This window comes from Clostridium uliginosum (genome assembly GCF_900112485.1).
In the GTDB taxonomy this organism is placed as follows: domain Bacteria; phylum Bacillota; class Clostridia; order Clostridiales; family Clostridiaceae; genus Clostridium; species Clostridium uliginosum.
Genome location: NZ_FOMG01000036.1, coordinates 1 through 20,090, shown reverse-complemented (window position 1 = coordinate 20,090; position 20,090 = coordinate 1). Strand labels below are relative to the sequence as shown.

12 protein-coding genes are annotated in these 20,090 nt (G+C 26.8%); 1 reads left to right on the top strand and 11 read right to left on the bottom strand.

What is annotated here, in order from left to right; translation table 11 throughout:
• Positions 1 to 213: 213 nt before the first annotated feature.
• The 3 genes from BM027_RS16220 to BM027_RS16210 all read right to left on the bottom strand — a co-directional run bounded on the left by BM027_RS16220 (position 214) and on the right by BM027_RS16210 (position 3,588).
• Positions 214 to 1,896, bottom strand: a complete 1,683-nt coding sequence (locus BM027_RS16220) for a methyl-accepting chemotaxis protein (RefSeq protein WP_090094164.1) — start codon at positions 1,894 to 1,896, stop codon at positions 214 to 216.
• Between the two features lie 206 nt (positions 1,897 to 2,102).
• On the bottom strand, positions 2,103 to 2,756 hold the full coding sequence (locus tag BM027_RS16215; RefSeq protein ID WP_090094163.1) for a hypothetical protein: 654 nt from the start codon (positions 2,754 to 2,756) through the stop codon (positions 2,103 to 2,105).
• Positions 2,757 to 2,937: 181 nt separating this feature from the next.
• Entirely contained in the window at positions 2,938 to 3,588 is a 651-nt protein-coding gene (locus tag BM027_RS16210) for a hypothetical protein (protein ID WP_090094160.1), read from the bottom strand.
• A 368-nt stretch (positions 3,589 to 3,956) separates the two neighbouring features.
• Between BM027_RS16210 and BM027_RS18760 the strand changes: the two genes are divergently transcribed.
• Positions 3,957 to 4,085 (top strand): hypothetical protein, encoded by a 129-nt coding sequence (locus BM027_RS18760; protein WP_278320256.1) that lies wholly within the window; start codon positions 3,957 to 3,959, stop codon positions 4,083 to 4,085.
• 502 nt (positions 4,086 to 4,587) lie between these two features.
• On the opposite strand, the gene scfB is transcribed toward BM027_RS18760, so the two are convergent.
• The 8 genes from scfB to BM027_RS16170 all read right to left on the bottom strand — a co-directional run bounded on the left by scfB (position 4,588) and on the right by BM027_RS16170 (position 19,604).
• On the bottom strand, positions 4,588 to 5,949 hold the full coding sequence (scfB, locus tag BM027_RS16205; protein ID WP_090094158.1) for a thioether cross-link-forming SCIFF peptide maturase: 1,362 nt from the start codon (positions 5,947 to 5,949) through the stop codon (positions 4,588 to 4,590).
• 266 nt (positions 5,950 to 6,215) lie between these two features.
• Entirely contained in the window at positions 6,216 to 6,353 is a 138-nt protein-coding gene (scfA, locus tag BM027_RS16200) for a six-cysteine ranthipeptide SCIFF (protein WP_003371542.1), read from the bottom strand.
• Between the two features lie 272 nt (positions 6,354 to 6,625).
• Positions 6,626 to 8,062 (bottom strand): ATP-binding protein, encoded by a 1,437-nt coding sequence (locus tag BM027_RS16195; RefSeq protein ID WP_090094155.1) that lies wholly within the window; start codon positions 8,060 to 8,062, stop codon positions 6,626 to 6,628.
• A 138-nt stretch (positions 8,063 to 8,200) separates the two neighbouring features.
• The gene (locus tag BM027_RS16190) at positions 8,201 to 10,159 is read right to left on the bottom strand and encodes a methyl-accepting chemotaxis protein (RefSeq protein ID WP_090094153.1); all 1,959 of its coding nucleotides are present in this window, start codon (positions 10,157 to 10,159) and stop codon (positions 8,201 to 8,203) included.
• A 972-nt stretch (positions 10,160 to 11,131) separates the two neighbouring features.
• Positions 11,132 to 13,600 carry a helix-turn-helix transcriptional regulator gene (locus tag BM027_RS16185; protein ID WP_090094151.1) on the bottom strand — a complete coding sequence of 823 codons (2,469 nt, stop codon included), beginning with the start codon at positions 13,598 to 13,600 and terminating at the stop codon, positions 11,132 to 11,134.
• A gap of 942 nt (positions 13,601 to 14,542) precedes the next feature.
• The gene (htpG, locus tag BM027_RS16180) at positions 14,543 to 16,474 is read right to left on the bottom strand and encodes a molecular chaperone HtpG (RefSeq protein ID WP_090094149.1); all 1,932 of its coding nucleotides are present in this window, start codon (positions 16,472 to 16,474) and stop codon (positions 14,543 to 14,545) included.
• A gap of 320 nt (positions 16,475 to 16,794) precedes the next feature.
• A complete protein-coding gene (locus BM027_RS16175) occupies positions 16,795 to 18,075 on the bottom strand; it encodes an MFS transporter (RefSeq protein ID WP_242943358.1) in 1,281 nt (426 codons plus the stop codon).
• Positions 18,076 to 18,791: 716 nt separating this feature from the next.
• Positions 18,792 to 19,604 (bottom strand): purine-nucleoside phosphorylase, encoded by an 813-nt coding sequence (locus tag BM027_RS16170; RefSeq protein ID WP_090094146.1) that lies wholly within the window; start codon positions 19,602 to 19,604, stop codon positions 18,792 to 18,794.
• Positions 19,605 to 20,090: the final 486 nt, after the last annotated feature.

Sequence of the window (20,090 nt, the reverse complement as noted above, 5' to 3'; positions counted from 1 at the left end):
GATTGCTCCTAATATGCATTAGGACAATCATTTATGAAACAACTTCAAATGAAGAAACTCTAATCTTATTTTTCAATGCTTCTTACACAAATGTTATTTCTATTTTTTTTGAATATACATCATATCATTAAATGATTTGTATTATGAGACAGCACTTGTTTATATTTTACGATCTGTTTTAACAAAGTGTTTATATTACATTATCAACATTTTTTAAATATTAAATTTAGATACTTCTTCTATAAGTGATTTTGAATATGCTTGTAGATTCTCTACTTCTTCATATAAATCCTTCATTCCTAACAATTGTTCTTTTGAAATACTATTAATTTCTTGCGTGGATGCAGTTGTCTGCTCTGAAGCTGCAGATATATTTTGACTTATATCTAAAATTTTATCCTTCTTAGAAATCATGCTTTTACTATGCTCTTGAATTTTATTGCTTATTTCCATTAAGTTTATTAATTCTTCAGAAAGATTACTAAAGATACCTTCTGTTTGTATTACAGCTTTATTATTTTCATCAACAATTAAAATATTTTCTTTCATGCACAAAACAGCACTATTAGATTTTTCTTGTATTGAATTTATCTTACTTCTTATTTCATTAGTAAATTGACTAGTTTGTTGTGCCAATTTTTTAACTTCCTCAGCAACTACAGTAAATCCCTTACCACTTTCACCAGCTCTTGCAGCTTCAATAGATGCATTTAATGCTAGTAAATTAGTTTGATTAGCAATTTCATTAATTGTGTCAATAATACTACTAATATCTTTAGAATTACTATCCACATCTATAACTATTTCTCTAATGTTATCAGAAATATCTTTATTTTTTTCTGAGCATTTTGTTAAATTGTCTACAATATTAATTCCATTTTCGCTTAATGTCTTTGTATAATTAATTTTATTAAATATATTATTTGTATCATTTGAAATGTTATCAATTTCTTTACTTAAATCATATATTTGTGTTACTTCATCTTGTATATCTTCTGATTGACTTTGAGAACTTGATGCAATTTCTGATATAGCTTCTGAAATTCCATTAATAGAACCTACACTTTGATCTGTTGTCTTAACTAATTTATAAGAAAATTCATCAATTTCATTTGAATTATTCATAATTGATACTACTATTTCTCTTAGTTTTTCTCTCATGTTAATCAATGAATTTGAAATTTTACCTATCTCGTCTTGGTTTTTAGATAATTCTTCTAATTTTGAATTTGAATTTAAATTTAACCTGCTTGTTTCATCTATAATTTCCATTAATGATTTTATAGGATTTAAAGTTTTGTTTAATACTAATGTTAAAATTAATGTGATTAATAAAAGTCCAGTTATCGTAAGAAATATTTGAATTTTTAAAAAGTCTGTAACAATAGAATTAATTCCATTAATAGGTATTCCAATATCTAACGATCCATATAATTCTCCATTTTTATATATTGGAACCATAATATCATAAGTCCATGTTTTTTGAAGATCTGCATAAAACTTCGAAGTTGCAACCTTACCATTTTTAACTACATCAATTGTATATTTATCATCATATGCTTTACCTATTTTTTCATGATCACTATGTGCTATAGCTTTTACATTATTATCTATAATAACAGCATAAGCAATATTCTTTTCTTGTGATTTTTTTTCAACTAACATTTGTAGTTTTCCAAAATCATCCTCATTTTTATCCTCAATGATAAATTCTGCTAATGATTTAACTTGATTTGCTACATCAATAGATTTATCTAATAAAACATCAGTCATGCTTTTTTTTATGTTATAACTAATTAGAATAGTAGTTATTGAAAATATAACTACTAAAACAGCTATTATAATTATAAGCAAACGATTTTTTATTGATTTTTTATTGAAAATTTTAAATTCCATATATATATACCCCCAAAAAAATTTATTCTACAGTAATTATCGTAAACTTTCTGTCTAAATTTATACTTTTATGCTTATTTTTAGATTTATTATAAAAATGATAGAAATATTTATATTTTTTATAAATATAAGGATCTGTTTTAAAACAGCGCCAAATAAAAAAGTCAAACCTTCACAAAATAAAAGCTTGACTTCTTTAATTAAAACTATTGTTTTTGTATTAAATCACATATACCTAATTCAAATTCAACCAAATTTTTTGGTATCCATACATTTGATCTCTTATCTTTTTTAAACTTATAAGTTTCTTCTTTAGTATCCTCAGATACTTGTATATTATCTAATTCGTTTATTATATTCTTTAAATATTCATTCTTCATTTTAGTAAGTAATTCTGTTTCATCTGTAATACCTGAATTTTTAAATTTTTTTATAGCATCATCTACAGCTTTTTCATCAGCTCCAACTAAATCAATATATTTACTTTTCACCTTAACTTCAGATATTCCATCTTTTTCTGAAACTAATTCTATTTCTGGAGTTATTTTAGACATTGCAGTTAATTGTTTTTCAACTATACTATCTAATTCTTCATCTGTAATTGTTACTTTATAATTTTCAAAATTATTACTAATTAAACCTTTAATCGCTTGTTTTTCTACTTTTATTACTGAATCTGCTTCTTCCTTAGTAAGGGTAATCTTTTCTACATTAGTTGTGTCTTGTTTTACATACAAATCAAATAATATTTGTGCACTTTCAACAGCTTTTATTTCCTTCTTTCCACAACCCGTTAATATAACACAAGAAAATAGTAAAGTAGTTAATAGTAAAGGTAAAATTCTTTTTGCTTTTTTCATAATTATTCCCCTTTTAAATATATTTTGCTATAATTGCATTTATTATATGGTAATTTGTATTTTTCTGATTATTCCAACATAATTACCAAATAAATAAAGAGGTCATTGCAAAATGATTTTTTAAATCATTTTAAGCAACACCCCTCCTTGATTCCTTTAGTTAAACCTATTAATTCTTGTTTTATTTTTGTATTAGAGTACCTATGCCTTTTCCAAATTCAAACATATTTTCTGGTATCCATACTTTTGATTTTTCATCTTTTTTAAACTTATAAGTTTCTTCTTTGGTATCTGCTGATACTTGTATGTTGTTTAATTCATTTATTACATTTTTTACATATTCACTTGTCATCTGAGCAAGTAATTCTTTTTCATTTGTAATATTTGTATTTTCAAATTTTTCTATAGCATCATTTACAGCTTTTTCATCAGCTCCAACTAAATCAATATAAGTAGATTTAATCTTAACTTCAGATATTCCATCTTTTTCTGAAACTAACTCTATCGTTGGAGTTACTTTAGACATTGCAGCTAATTGTTGTTTAACTATAGAATCTAATTCCTCATCTGTAACTGTTATTCCAGAATTTTTGAAATTTTTCTTAGTCATAGTTGTAAGTAATTCATTTTGTTTTTTTACTAAAGAATCTGCTTCTTCCTTAGTAAGTCTAATCTTTTCTGCATTAGTTGTGTCTTGTTTTATATACAAGTCAAATAATATTTGTGCACTTTCAACAGCTTTTACTTCCTTTTTTCCACAACCTGTCAACATCACACAGCCCAATAGTAAAGTAGTTAATAGTAACGGTAAAATTCTTTTTGTTTTTTTCATAATTATTCCCCTTTTAAGTATATTTTGTTACAATTACATTTATTATATCACATTTTGTATTATTTTGTATCTTTCTGATTATTCTGACATATTTACCAAGCACATTTATGGTTCTAATTAATTATAAATAATATAATTCTGCAAAATAAACTGTCTCAAAATATGCATTATTTAATTGTATGAGCTAAGCAAAATTTTTCTAGTCTTCTAAAATAAATGTTATTTCTATTTGGGTTTGTTATAACTTTACCTGATTTTTAAATTACACTTAGGCACATGAAAGAAAATAATAGACCAAAGATGTGTCTTCTATTTTGAATATATTCAAAATAGAAATAAAGGTCATGCTTTTGTAAAGTGTTACATCAGTGGATTTAGCTGTAGATATTTCTTCAGTAGAAGTTGTTCCATTTATTGCCTGTCCCAATTTTATATTGGGAGCATGCATAAATGGTGCTACTTCTACTGTTGGAAATTCACAGGTAAATCCTCAGTAACCGGAACAAAAGCATGACCTTTATTTCAGTGATATATTCAAAATAGAAATAAAGGTCATGCTTTTGTGAAGTGTTACATCAATGAATTTAACTGTAGATATTTCTTCAGTAGAAGTTGTTCCATTCATTGCCTGTCCCAATTTTATATTGGGAGCATGCATAAATGGTGCTACTTCTACTGTTGGAAATTCACAGGTAAATCCTCAGTAACCGGAACAAATGCATGACCTTTATTTCGATGATATATTCAAACTTTAAGGTATCTATTTAAAATTAAGGCACAATCAAAAAAATAACAAGTCCATTTGCCAGCCTATTTCCCATCATAGGAAGCTCGACTCGCATACGCTCGCTGAGTAAGCGATTTACACAAAATCATAGATTTTGGTTCTCTGCTCATCGGCAAATTGACCTAATAGGCCTGGCTATGAGGGCAATTCGTCTCCTTGCCTGATGAAAAATATCCATTGCAACTTTGGACTTGTTATTTATTTTCATGTGCCTAATTTCCTTCAGCCTTTAGTGCAATTGCACATTCTATTCTCTTCTTTTGCATTTTGCATCCTAATTCATAAGGAATTTTCATGTCTCCATTAAAATTGAAATTGTTAGCTTGGCATCCACCGCTACAGTAGAACTTAGCCCAACAATCCTTACATTTAGGTTTATTATATATATGAGATTTCTTAAATTCTTTTGCTAATTCAGTATTATATGTATCATCATAAATACTTCCTAATTTAAATTCCTCATTTCCAACAAACTGATGGCATGGATATACATCCCCTTGAGGAGTTATTGCTACATATTCAAATCCAGCTCCGCAACCTGATATTCTCTTATAAACACAAGGTCCACCTTGAAGATCTATATTGAAATGATAGAAGTTAAATTCATCTTTTCCTTCTCTTTTTCTTTTAGCCATTTCATCATATAGTTTGTCATAGTTTTTAAATATAGTATCTAAATCCTCTTCTCTTAAAGAAAGTGCATGATTATCTGGAAGTACAACAGGTTCAATTGATAATTCATCAAACCCTTCCTTTAACATAGCCATTATATCTTCATAGAAGTCTATATTATCTCTAGTAAATGTTCCTCTAACATAAAATGTCTTTCCCTTTGTTCTTCTACTAATCATTTCTTTAATATTAGGAATAATGTCATCATATGATCCACTTCCATCAGGCTTAATTCTAACATTATCATTAACAGATTTTCTTCCATCTAATGATAAAATTATGTTACCCATCTCTTTGTCCATAAAATCCATCATTTCAGGATTTAAAAGAGTAGCATTAGTAGTCATAGTAAATCTAATTTTCTTATTCCACTTTGCTTCATTATCTCTTGCATATTTAATTATTTCTTTTATAGTGTCCATAATTAAAGTTGGTTCTCCACCGAATAAATCAATTTCTATATTCTTTCTTGGGCCACTTCTCTTAATTACATAATCTATTGCTTTTTTAGCTGTGTCAATAGTCATTACTCCACCATGACCATGATATTCCCCTTCATCTGCAAAGCAATATTTACATCTTAAATTACATCCATGAATTACATTTAAACAAATAGCTTTTATATAGTCCCTGTCATCCATAGAACTATGAGCAATTTCTTCATACTGATCATGAGAATAAAGTATTCCCTCCTCAGCTAATTCTTGAATTTCATCATATGCTTCTGAAATATCTTCTTCCTTATACTTTCCTTTAAGATCTGATAATACTTCAACCTTATTTTTTAATTTTTCATCTCCTAATATATCATATACTAGCTCGTCCACTACATGAACTGCTCCTGTATTTACATCTAAAACAAAAAAGTTTCCACCTTGTTTAAACTTGTGTATTAAAGACAATTTAATTTCCTCCTAAATATATAAAATAAAAAGTAAGCAGTAACTATTCAGTTACTGCTGTTAAGGCGTATTTAAAAAAATAACAAGTAAGTCAGCTAGTCTATTTCGTATCATGCTACGTTGGCATGTCCACCTAATAGATAAGCTATGAGCCAAACATATCTACTTGCTTGACACAAAATACATATCGCATCTTTGACTCGTTATTTTATTTTAGGCACATGAAAGAAAATAATAGACCAAAAATGTGCCTTATATGCCTAAAACTAGTTTTCGCATTCTAAGTTTGCAACTGTACAAGATGTCTTACATGCTGATTGACATGAGTTTGCACATTCTTTACAACCTGGTTTACATAAACTATTTTTAATGTTAGTTTTATTTATTGTTTTTATATGTTTCATAAATAAAGTTCCTCCATTCACAAAAATATCCTACATGATTATACCATAATCTATAGAAGTATTAAAGAACTAGTAAAACCTCTCTTAATAAAAAATAATATATATTCGCATCTATTATACAATTTTTATTTATCAGATTGCTCACTATTTGTCCAATATGCTTCTTTGTCTAACTCAAAATATACATCGCATCTTTGACTTATTATTTTCTCTTATGTGCCTAAACTGATAAAATTTTATTCTATACTTCAATATGAATAGTATGCATTTTTTTATTCGTATAATGCAATTTTTAAATCATTAACATTCAATAATTTAAAAATATTATTGATTTCATGTTCTAAAACTCTTTCTCCTATATCAAATTTGAATCTTTCAAAAAGATATATTGGTACTGTAATTATCTTTTTTTCTTTATCTATTCCCCCAAAAGTACCTTCTTTCAAATACAAAGCATAATCTATCTTGTTTAACCTTAATGCATCTGAAATTGTCTTTTCAGAATTCTTACTTGATTTTACTTGAATACCATATAACTTTGAATCATATTTACTTTTAACAAGAAAGTCTAATTCACCTTTGTTTAATGTTGAAAAAGACGGAGTTTTATTTTCACTTCTAGCTAAACAGTTGAATACAAAGATTTCATTTCTCAAACTAATTTCATCAAAGTTTAATACTCCTAATAAATTTAATAAATGAGTTGCAACACCTAAATCTGTAAAAAAACATCTTTGTTTAACTTTAAAATCATTTATATTACAATTAATAATCTTATTACAGTATCCAATAATGTTTGCACTTTCAAGCCAACTAACTGCTCTATTTAAAACCTCTTTACTTATATTACTATAATGCCCTTTACTCAATACCTTTTGTAGAGCCTCATTAAAGCTATCTTCTTTAAAAACTTTCTTTTTATTTGTCAAAAGTTTATTAATACTTCTTAATATATGATTAAATATACTTACATTAATACTATTATCACCAAAATATTTCGTTAGTTCTTTGCAAAAAGTTTTTATGATATTACTTATTATATTTTCACATTCCATTATGTTACCAGTTTCTTCAAGTTTTGCAACTACCTCTGGATATCCACCAACTACACTATATACTGAAAACATATTACTTATTTTTTCGTAGTCTTCTTCATCTGAGCCTCCAAAAAAATCTAAATTTAAATACACGTCAAATAAATCAAAGGCTTTTAAAAATTCTTCAAAAGATAATGGATATACCTGTATTGTATACACATCACCTACGAGTAACCAAAACTCTTTATTATTTACTATTCTACCTAGATAACTTCCTGTTACAACTACATGAGATTCAAGTTCTTTTGAAAATCCTCTTATCTTATTATATACCTTATATGATTCTTGTATTTCATCTATAACAATTATAGTATCACTACTATCAACAAAGTTATCATCATATCGCTTAAATAATTCCTTTAGATAATTATTATTTATATTAATCTTATTATTTCTTATATCCTCATAAAGCTTTTTATAACATTCTAAAAGCCTTTTACCACTATCATCTGATAAATTAATGTAAATTACACGTTTATATTGTTCTCTTGCGAATTTCTTTATTATATGAGTTTTACCGACTTGCCTACAACCTTCTAATAAAAGTACTTGTTTACTATGATTTTCCTTCCAATTAAGTAAATCAACATAAATATCTCTTTTTAATTCCATTAATGGCTACCCCCTCATATTCTCTTTATCCTTTTCTTATAATCATTTTTTATCATCATATATAACACTGCACAGTCAAAAGTTATATATACTTAACAATATATAATAATATCAACACATTTTTAAAACATAGCCTAATTACTCAACTTTAAAATCTTGTATTGAGCTATTTAGCGCTTTGCTTATATTTAGTGTATCTTCTGAATCAGTCTTTAATCCGTCACTACTCTTAGCTATTGAATTCGACGATTCAGTTAAAGTTTCAACAGTCGCTAGTACTTCTTCAACGCTTGCACTTTGTTCTTCTGTAATAGCTGCCATTCCTGTAGCAATATTTGAACATTCTGCTATCTTGCTTTTAATTATCTTAGTAGATTGACCTGTTAATTCAACGTCTTTAAGTATTCTCTCAAATGTAGCTAAAGCCTTTTCTGATACATTTTTGCTAATATGAACACATTTAACACTTTTTTCAGTTGCATTGCTTGTATCTGTTAGATATTTGTTTATTCTTATAATTAACTTTGTAATATCCTCAACTGCCAAAGCACTTTTATCTGCTAATTTTCTAATTTCATTAGCTACTACTGCAAATCCCTTTCCAGCTTCCCCTGCTCTAGCACTTTCAATACTTGCATTTAACGACAATAAATTAGTTTGTTCAGCAATACCTTTTATTAAATCAATAATATTTTTCATTTCCTTATTTGTATTAACTACTTTATTTATTGTGGATTCTAATGTATCCATTGATTTTTCTATTTCAGTCATTGCCCCTTCTAATTCATTCATATCATTTTTACTCTCATTAGATATTTCTATAGTATTACTCATTTTTAAATTAATATCATCTTCCATATCTGTACATTCTTCCATTGATTGAGCCAATTGAACTGTATTTTCTGCTACTTCTGAAACACTTGTAGCTATTTGTGTCATTGTTTCTTTTAACTCATACATAGATTGTGATTGCATTTCTGCTTCTTCTTGTAATAGAATAGCATAATCACTTCCATCTATACTTTTAGCTTTAAGATGATCTGAATGTTGTAATATTTGACTAATTTTATCTTTCATTGTTTTAGCATAATTTCTTAAGGCATTTGCCATAACACCTAATTCATCATTACTTGATACATTTACTTTAATCATTAAATCACCGCTACTCATCTTAGTTAATGCATTAGTAACTACTTTTATTGGCTTTACTGCTTTACTAAGTAGCCACCATTGTAGTCCTCCAATAATACCTATACATGCAATAGCTAAAATTACTACAAATATAATTAATTTATTTAAGCCACTTAATAACACACTAGTTTCTACATAGCTTCCAAGTATCCATGTAGTTCCTTCTATCTTTACATTGGCACATGTATACTTGCCAATAGTTCCCACACCATTTAATTCTAATATTTGCTTTATATCAGAATCTCCAAACTCATCAACACTCTTTCCAAGAGCATTTTTATCTTCACATGCCAATATTTTTTTATCTTGAGAATCAACTAACATAGCTTTACCACCATCAAGTATTTTAGCACTTGAAACTTTATCACTTAACTCATTTAAAAATATATCTCCACAAATGGTTGTTCCATCTTTTAACATTCTACTTGCAGTAACTACTGGTTTTCCTGTAGCTGCATCTGCATATACTTTTCCTAATTGAAACTTATCCTTATGACTTTGAGCTTCTTTATACCAATCTCTTGTTTTTTGATCTACTTCAGATATATAGCCTTCTGAATCTATGTATTGTTCATCATGGGTATAAACATAAATTCCTGCTTTTAATCCATATTTACCTTTTAAAGATTCAACGTATTCTTTAGTAACACCATTACTTTCTATTGAATCTGCGATTGCATCTAATGAAAATAATGTTTCATTTAATGTCCCTTCAACTACCATTGCTTCTTCATTTGTTCTTCCATTAACTATTTGACTTGCTGAGTCTAATATTGATTTTTTATTTATTCCATAGAATATTGCAACGAGTATTAATATTACTGATATAGTCAAAGGTAGTGTAATTAATAACAATTTCTTTTTTAAACTACTATTTTCTTTATTCTTGCTCTTATTTTTATCCATAGTTTTTCCTTCTTCCCATTATTAATAATTATCTTTTAAAGTTAGATTCTGCCTTAAGGCACATGAAATAAAATAATAGACCAAAGATACATCGTGTGTTTTACATCAGACAAGGAGGCATGTATGTGCTTAATATAACAATATCAACACGTTTTAAAAATAACTGATTGAACTTAATCTATATTTTTAAACAATGTTGATTTTTTAAATTTAAGACTATCAAAAAATATAATAGATGTTTATAAAATAAGGCATATGAAAGAATTGAATCTGCCTAAAACTTAGAAATGACTTATCCATATACCTTTATGGATAAAGTCACATTCATTGCTTGTCCAAATTTTATAATGGAAGCAAAAAAAGAATGTGACTTCATTGATTTGATATATATAGTAAAATTTATTTAGACATATAAGGCACATTCAAAAAAATAATAGACCAGTATTCTAGTCTATTTTGCGTCATACTGTATCAGTAAGTTCAGCCAATAACCCGCTGTTAACTAAACTCACCTCTTTGTCTGACACGAAATATACGACGCATCTTTGCTCTAGTATTTTCTTTCATTTGCCTAACAATTACTTATTATATTCCGTCTAGTAAAACTACACTATAAAATCAACATTATCCTTACCATAGTTGACTTGGCTTTAAACCTCTTTACTTACTAACAAAAATTCTCTTTAATTAAATTATATCTAAATTTAAAATTTTGTGTATTATACTAAAGTATACTTTTATATCCAACTTTATAAATTAACTGAATTTTTTGTAATTATAAACATCAAAATTTAAGATAATTGTCGCAAAATAGTTTTCTTGCAACTACAAATTGTCTACTTTAGGCATATGAAAGAAGTTATTGATATTATGTATATTCAAAAAAATAGAAATAACATTTATTCTAGTCTTCTTTAATAAATGTTATTTCTATTTCTTTGTTATTACTTCACTTGATAATTATATGTATATCTAAATTATACCTTTTTCTTTTAATATCTTTATTGCTATTGTTTTATTTTTTACATTCAACTTAGAATAAACAGATGCAATATGTTTTTTTACAGTAATCAATGCAATGTTTAATTTTTCTGAGATTTCACTTTGTTTATATCCTTCATCTACTAATTGCATTACTTCAAGTTCCCTTGGAGTTAATTCTACTTTTTCCACATAACAATAATTTTTTTCATATATCTCATTAAATTTTATGCACTTTGGCAGCAACATTTTTACATATTCATTTTCTTTTTCAAGGTCTTTTAATATAGGTAATATGTGTGGTGCTAACTCCACAAAGCACATTACAATATTGTCCTCTTTGGCTAAATCTATTGCTTTTAATAATGAATTTTTAGCTTGCTGTATGTCATAGAGCTTGTACTTGGCAACTGAATCAAATATATAAGCATATAATATTCCAAATATGTTATTCTTTTTTCCATAACATTCTAACATAGTTTCCACTTGAACTTCTAATTCAATATAATTACCTTTAAGTATCATTGCTAATCCTAATATAATATAACTCATATTTGCAACAGGTGACTTCATTTGTGAATTAGACTTTTCCACATCTTTATTCCAATTATGCATATCTTGTAAATTTCCGGTAATTCCATCAATATATCCCAAAGCTAATTTTGCTCCATTTAGAAATCTTGGGATATTAAGATTTTCATATTCCTTAATTAAAGTATTAAACTTATTTCTAACTTCACACCTATCATTTTTGTTCACACAAATTCTTAGTAAAAGAAAAATGGAACAAATTATAATACTTGTCTGATTTTTTGATTTTGCTTTATATAACGCTTTATATGCAAATAATTCCCCATTATAAAGATCTCCCGTTTCAAAAAAATATTCTGCTCTCATTAGGTAGTTTGCCCCTGTGCCTCCTCCATTTGATATATGAATAAAATAATGTATTCCTTGTTCAAAATACTCTGACATTTCTTTGAAATTTCCTTTTTGAGTATGGTATAAACATAAAAAATGTGGTGAACCAAAAGTAATCGGCATTTTATCATTTGCAATTTTAGAAGTTCCTCTACCAAAAAATTCATATGCCTTTTTATGATATTCAATCATCTTTTTCACATCATCCATTATTAAAAGGCTTTGCAAAAATATGATTTCTCCCAATAATTGATTTTTATCTTTAAGGTTTTCGTCTACTTCATAAATAGTCTTTGCTTCACATAAAAGTTTTTCACCGACTATAGGGTTTCCATAAAGTACATAAAAAAATAAATAAGTTAAATAAGCTATAGGTCTACTTATCTTTTCCTCCATACTTAGCTCATCAAACACTGAATTAATAATTCTTTTATATAAATTAGTAAGATCTATTGTATCATTCCGTTCCATCAAATCAAGTATACGTTTAAAATTTTTTGCCTTGTAATAATATTCTATTGCGTCTATATCTTTTAAATTTTTATAGTACCACTCACCACAAGCATTATTTATTTTATTTAAATCTACATCTGATGATAGAAGTTCTTCTTCTAACGCACTTCTTAAAATCGAATGTAAAGTATATGTCTTTAATTTACTATCATATTTTATAAAACAGTTATTTGATTGTAAATTCTTAATTACATAATTAGATTTTTTATTTCCAGTAATATAAACAGCTTGCTCTAACGTAAATTTTTCAACTGGTGCAAGTTTTAAAAGAATTTGTTTTGTCTTTTCATCAAATTTATCATATACAGCTGTTTTAATAAGTTCTGTTGCCTTTGGTATATTATCAAAAGTATTTTTATTATAATATTGAAGTAATGCAAGATAAGTAGCTGAAGTCCATCCTCCTGTATATTCATATACTTCTTTTTTTTCTTTTTCTGTTAATATTATTTTATTAATTTCAAAAAATTCTACTGTTTCATTAAAAGTAAATGCTATATCATCTTGCCACATTACTCTACACTTTTGCTTTAATTCAAGTTCTATATATTCATCTGTTGGCCTATTACGACTTATTATAACAATATGTAAATTAGGTATTTCTTCTAAAACTATAGCCTTTATTAAATAGCTAATATAAATAGTTCTTTTATCATACCAATCATCAATAACAATAACTGTTTTTTGCTTTATTTCATCCCGAATTATATCTATTATTTCATGAGCTTCCATATTATTTCTAGGGAAACCATATGTTATAAGTCTTTTACTAAGGTTAAAATTTGTACTTTTAATTGAGTTGCAAAATTTGTTCCATATCAAAACACCATCATTTTCTTCATTAGATATATCAAGCCAAATAGTTTGTATCTTTTTTTTCTTTTCTATAAAATTTTTAACTGAAGTGGTTTTTCCATATCCCATAGATGCAGATATAAAAAATATAGGTACCTCAAAAATTTGAGATAATATCTTATCAATACGCCTTCTATGCATTATTTTAGGTCTAAAGATTTTATTTATCATAAATAATCCCCCCCTAATCTATTACAAGTTATTACATACTATAATATATATTACATTTTCGCTTTACTAAATATTTAATTATATATGTTGCAATATAAATCCTACCTAAAATTAAGTACCTACTAACTAGTTTCATGTAGATTGTTTTCTATAATATGTATATTTAAGTTTATACTACATATTTTTACATTAATATCCTATTTTAGATATTTTTCGAAGTTATATAACAATATTCTACCACATCTAAAATTCAACTTCAAACTTCTAACATTGTATCTATTGATTAATTAGACGCTGTTTTAAAAACGTATTGATATTAACAGAGCGTAATTTTAAATGTTATTTTCTTTTATATGCTTAATCTCAAGATAATTTCTATAACAAATAAAAAAATCGTCAAGGCGACTGTGGAGCTGTCAATTTTTTTTACGCATCTGCCTTTTCGAACGTATGTGAGAAAAATCTGGCAGGCGAATATATTTTCTTTTTATTCTTTAGTTTTTATTTCTTAACCTTTAAACAAAAATATAATCTGCATTATCCACAACTTCTTTAAGAATATAATTTCCTAAAGAATAAAAAAAGTAGACAATAATATCTCAATAAACTTATTATTGAAATATCGTTGACTACTATATGAATACTTAAATATTAGACACATTCAAAAAAAATAATAGACCAGAATACCTGTATATTATTAGGTCTATTATCTTCTTTCATGTGACTTACAGAAAAACAGAGAAATTAATGGCTATATGTGTGGAGTGTTACATCGGGGATTTGGGTGGCTGTATTTCTTCATTAGAAGTTGTTCCAAAATCGTTTGTCCAAAGCTGTGCCTTTGGAACAAACTGTTTTGGACGCAACTTCTAATGTTAGAAACACCCAACCAAATCCTGTGTAACCGGAACACATATAGCCATTAATTTCGGTTTCATATGCCTAAAGTAATATTAACTTGTTTAGAAGTTCATTATTTCTCTTTATAAATCCATCCATATCTTCAGGAGTTAACTCATTATTTGCTATTTTAGCTAAATCTAATATATGTTCACAAATAAATTTAACTTCATCTTTTTTAGATTCATCTTCGTAAACTGATGCAAGCTTCTTAACAATAGCATTTTTATTATTAATTACTAAAGTCTTTTCTTCATTGAACATACCTGCTGGCATATTCATTGTTGCATACATTTTGCTCATTTCTGCCATTCTTCTTGATTCTTCAGAAATTAAAATCATAGCTGGAGTTTCTTCATTCTTTAATGCTTCTATTGAAACTTTGCTTATTTTGTCTCCAAGTGAATTTTTAAACATATCTTCTATCTTAGTATTTAATTCTTTTGAAGCATCATCATTTGGCGCATCATCAGACTTTAACACTTCAGAAATATCTGAATCAATTCTAGTAAAGTGTACTCCACTCTCCTTCATTTCTAAGAAAGACATAAAGTGATTATCTAAACTAGCATCTAATATAATAGCATCTAAATCATATTCTTTAAATAACTTTATATATTGTGATTGTTGTTTTTCATTGCTTACATAAAATACTTTATTTTCATGTTTTTCTTTAGCTTTTTCAAGATAATCTTTTAATGTTATATATTCTCCACTTATAGTCTTAAATATTAATATGTCTTTAATCTTTTCATAGAATTTTTCATCTCTTAAGCAACCATATTTAATAAATATTTGTATATCATTCCAGAAATTATTGAATTCTTCTCTACTATTTTTAAATAATGATGTTAACTTATCAGCTACCTTTTTAACTATATGATTAGAAATTTTAGCTACATCTTTATCATTTTGTAAGAAGCTTCTTGATACATTAAGTGGTAGATCTGGACAATCTATAGTTCCTTTTAATAATAGTAAAAATTCAGGTATTACTTCTTTTATATTATCCTCTACAAACACTTGATTATTATAAAGTTTTACTTGACCTTCTGTAGCTTCAAATTCATGCTTTAATTTAGGGAAATATAATATTCCTTTTAAATTAAATGGATAATCAACATTTAGATGAATCCAGAATAATGGTTCATTGAAATCCATAAATACTTTTCTATAAAAATCCTTATATTCCTCATCAGTACATTCACTAGGTTTTTTCATCCAAAGTGGATTAGTATCATTTAAAGGCTTTGGTGCCTCTGGTTTTATTTCCTCTTTAAACTCAGTACCATCTTCATTTTTCTTTGTTTCAAACTTTGGTTCTTCTTTTGGCTTATTTTCATCTTCTAAATATATTTCTGTGGGTAAGAATGAACAATACTTCTTTATTATTTCTCTAACCTTATGTTCATCTAAAAATTCGCTACTCTCATCATTAATATATAAAGTTATAATTGTACCTCTATTAAGTTTTTCATCTGAAGAAGTAATCTCATATTCAGTACCACCTTCACATATCCACTTTACTGATTCTGCTCCTTCTTTATATGATAAAGTATCTATCTCTACTCTAGTAGATACCATAAAAGTTGAATAAAATCCAAGTCCAAAGTGACCAATTATATCTTTTCCTTCATCCATCTTATCTTTATATTTTTCCATAAAATCTGTTGCACCTGAAAAAGCTACTTGGTTAATATACTTTTTAACCTCTTCTTCAGTCATTCCAATACCATTATCACTAAACTTAAGAGTTTTCTTTTCTTTATTTAAAGAAACAGTAACCCTATATTTTTCGTCTTCTTCAGCATTTGCTTCTCCGAGTGAAACCAACCTTTGAAACTTACTAATTGCATCACAGGCATTACTTATAACTTCTCTTATAAATATGTCCTTGTCAGAGTATAGCCATTTCTTAATAATAGGAAATATATTCTCTGTATCAATTGAAATATTACCATTTTCTTTTATCATTTATAACAACTCCTCTTCATATCTCGTGTAGTATATGCTAAACGTATTGATTTTAGGGATATTCAAAAAATAACAAGACAAAATATACATAGCATCTTTGACTTGTTATTTTCTTTCATATCCCTTACTAAACAATATTTTAGCCTTCACAGTATTAATTGTCAAATTATTCTTATGATCACTTAAGTGAGATTCAAAAAGTTATGTTCCAACAGTGAGAGTCCAAATTTTATATTTGGTTCCTCGAACTTTCTCTGTAAGCATTTTATATTTTGCTCTGTTTTAAAATATCAACACTCACTTAAAATATAGCCTAATATTTAAACATTGTTTTCACTTTCCATAACTTTCTCATTTAACATTAATTTATTAACCATAAATATTAAACTAACTGCAATCATTGAACTACTAGCAGTTACTATATAACCTTGACTTATGCCACACTTATCTATTACATTTCCTATAACCATAGGTGAAATTGAATATCCTGTTCTTGATATTATTGATAAAATTGAACTTATTCTTCCCCTGTGAGAAGCTGGAGAATTATTAGCTATAAATGTTGATACATTTGTTGCTCCTATTACTTCACCAAAAGTCATAAGGATTACCCCAAAGAAAAATAATGTACTAGAACTTATAAATCCAAACATAAGAAATGAAATAACATATATAAATCCACTTAAGCATACATTATTTAGTTCTGATGTATTTTTAGTTAACCTCATTAAAAAAGGTGTAGCAATTATTACTATTATTCCATTTGTTGCTCCCAATAAACCATATAATTTAGCTCCATCACTTCCAAATAACGTTCCAAGTTGAAGGGGTAATGCAAATACCCATTGTGCATATGTGAATTCTATAAAAAACATAATAATACCAAATGCAATAAGAATTGGTCTTTTTAATAAAACTTTAAAAACGGATCCTTCTACGATATTTTCTAACTGATTTTCTTCTTGTAAATTATCCTTTTCTTCATACTCTTCTAAATTTTTTACTATTTTTTTCTCTTTTATTAGCATTACAATAAGAATCATTGAAGCTAATGTTGTAACTGCATCTAATATAAATACCAAAGGCAAATAATGCTTATATAAAAATCCTCCAATTATTGGTCCTATAGAAAATCCTAAATTTACTCCCATGTATAATAATGAGTATGATAATTTTCTATTTTCAGAGTTTGTTACATCTGCATTTAATGCATCATAAGCTGGCATTGCCATTGAATAAAAACAAGAAGATGCCATCATCATTTTAGTAGTAAGAATTGATATTGGCATAAATCCACATGTTAAAAGCATAATAGCTCCTAATGATTGACATATAACTATTATTTTTTTACGCCCAAAAGAATCAACCAATTTTCCGCCCAATAATAGAGATAACCCTTGAAGACATGCTTGAATAGCAATAAAGTTTCCTGATTGCGTCGCTGACATTCCAAATTTTTGTGTTAAAATAAGTGCCATTAAAGGCGTGACAAATGATCCTATACAGTTAATAATTCTACCTATAAAAAGAATATATATTTCCCTAGGCAATCCTTTGTATTGAGTTAAATTTTGTTTTAAATTAATAATAAGCCCCCCCATGTATCTTTGTTTTAAAGCTGTGTTGATATTGTTATATAAAGCTCATGGACGGTGAAATTTACTTTAAGAACTCTAAAATGAATATTAGTCCTATTAATGCATGCTCCCAATCAAAGATTGTGACAAGCAATTAATAGTACAAATTTTCATTAAGAGTTCTACAAAGCGAATTTCAATGCCAGTTCGCTATTATATAATAATATCAACACTATTCTAAAACATAGCGTATTTAATGCCCCAATTAGTAATAAATCTATAATAATTCTTAGTTTCTATATTATACCATATTGATTATATATAAATCATTTAACCATAACAATTTAATATTATGCAAAAACTATTGATTCTTATGTTGCATAAAAGCGTAAAGTAATCAGGTAAACAATATAATATATAATGCAAAAATTGAACACTAAAATAAATAGAGCTTGGTAAACCAATCTCTATTTTTAGTAAAAAATATGCTTTTTAACTTTAGTTCTGTTTTAATATAGTGTTTATATTGTTACATTTTTGTTCAGCGGGCATTAGAATTGGACTTTTAGAACTCTTAATGAGTATTGTCACATTAATTGCTTGTCCAAAGCTTGTCTTTGGAGCAAGCTGGAATGGGACTATACTCATTTAGATGTTCTTAAGTCCAATTCTTTAGCCCACTGAACAATATGTAACAATATAAACACGGTTTTAAAATTTCGCCTTAAATATAGAAAAAATTATATTACTTCTATAATCTTTTCTACCCATTTACATAAGTTTACTGAAGCTTTTTTAGCTGTTTCTACTACTCTTTCATGTGAATGTTTCACTTTTTGTATTCCTGTAGCCATATTAGTAATACATGCTATTCCTAGTACATCCATTCCTAAATAATTAGCTACTATTGTTTCAGGTACTGTTGACATACCAACTGCATCAGCTCCATGTCTTCCAATCATTACAATTTCAGCAGCTGTTTCATAATACGGACCCATAAATCCTGCATAAACACCTTCAGCATATTTTATATCTAACTTATCTGCAATTTCTTTTGCTTTGTTAATAAGCTCTATCTTATATGGTTCTGACATATCAGGAAATCTTGTTCCTAATCTTTCATCATTTAAACCAATTAAAGGATTATCTCCAAATAGATTTATAAAATCATTAATAAGCATTAATGTTCCTGGTTCAAAATTTGTATTAATTCCACCACAAGCATTAGTTACAATAATTTTTTCAATTCCTAATTTTTTCATTACATATATAGGATATGTAACTTCTTTCATTGTATATCCTTCATAATAATGAAATCTTCCTTGCATTAATAGTACTTCTACTCCATTGATTTTTCCAAATGCTAATTTTCCTTCATGACCTTTAACTGTTGATATTGGAAAATTAGGAATATCTTCATAAGGTATATCTTCTATGTCCTTAGCTACATTAACTAAATCACCTAAGCCAGACCCAAGTATTACTGCAACCTTAGGATTTCTATTTACCTTGCCTTTTATATAATTTACTGATTCCATTATTTTATCGTACATGACATTTCCTCCTAAGATTCAAATTAAGAATAAATAAATTTATTTTTAATTTGAGATATTTTCTCTTTGTATATTTATGATATTACAACATTTAAATAAATAAAGCTACATTACAGAGTACGCTCTTTAAGTCATATTTTTAAAAATGGTGCTGTTTTAAAACCATGTTTATATTGTTATATATTGTAAAGTGAGCTAAGAAATTTAATATTATATATATGTTCTAATTAAGTTAATACATTTATAATCTTTTATGTAATTTTTATAGAAAATTATATCTTTAATTAACAATATCTAGTTAGAAGCATATATATCATAAATTTTCTATATAAGTTCCTCACTATACTGGTAAATAATATGATTTATAAATATTCTAAGATTTATATTAATGTAGGTTGTTGAATAACTAATTTTTACAAATATTTATTTAAAAAATATTCTTAGGAATCATAAATTCCAAGGATATTTTCTCGTTTTGATTCCTTG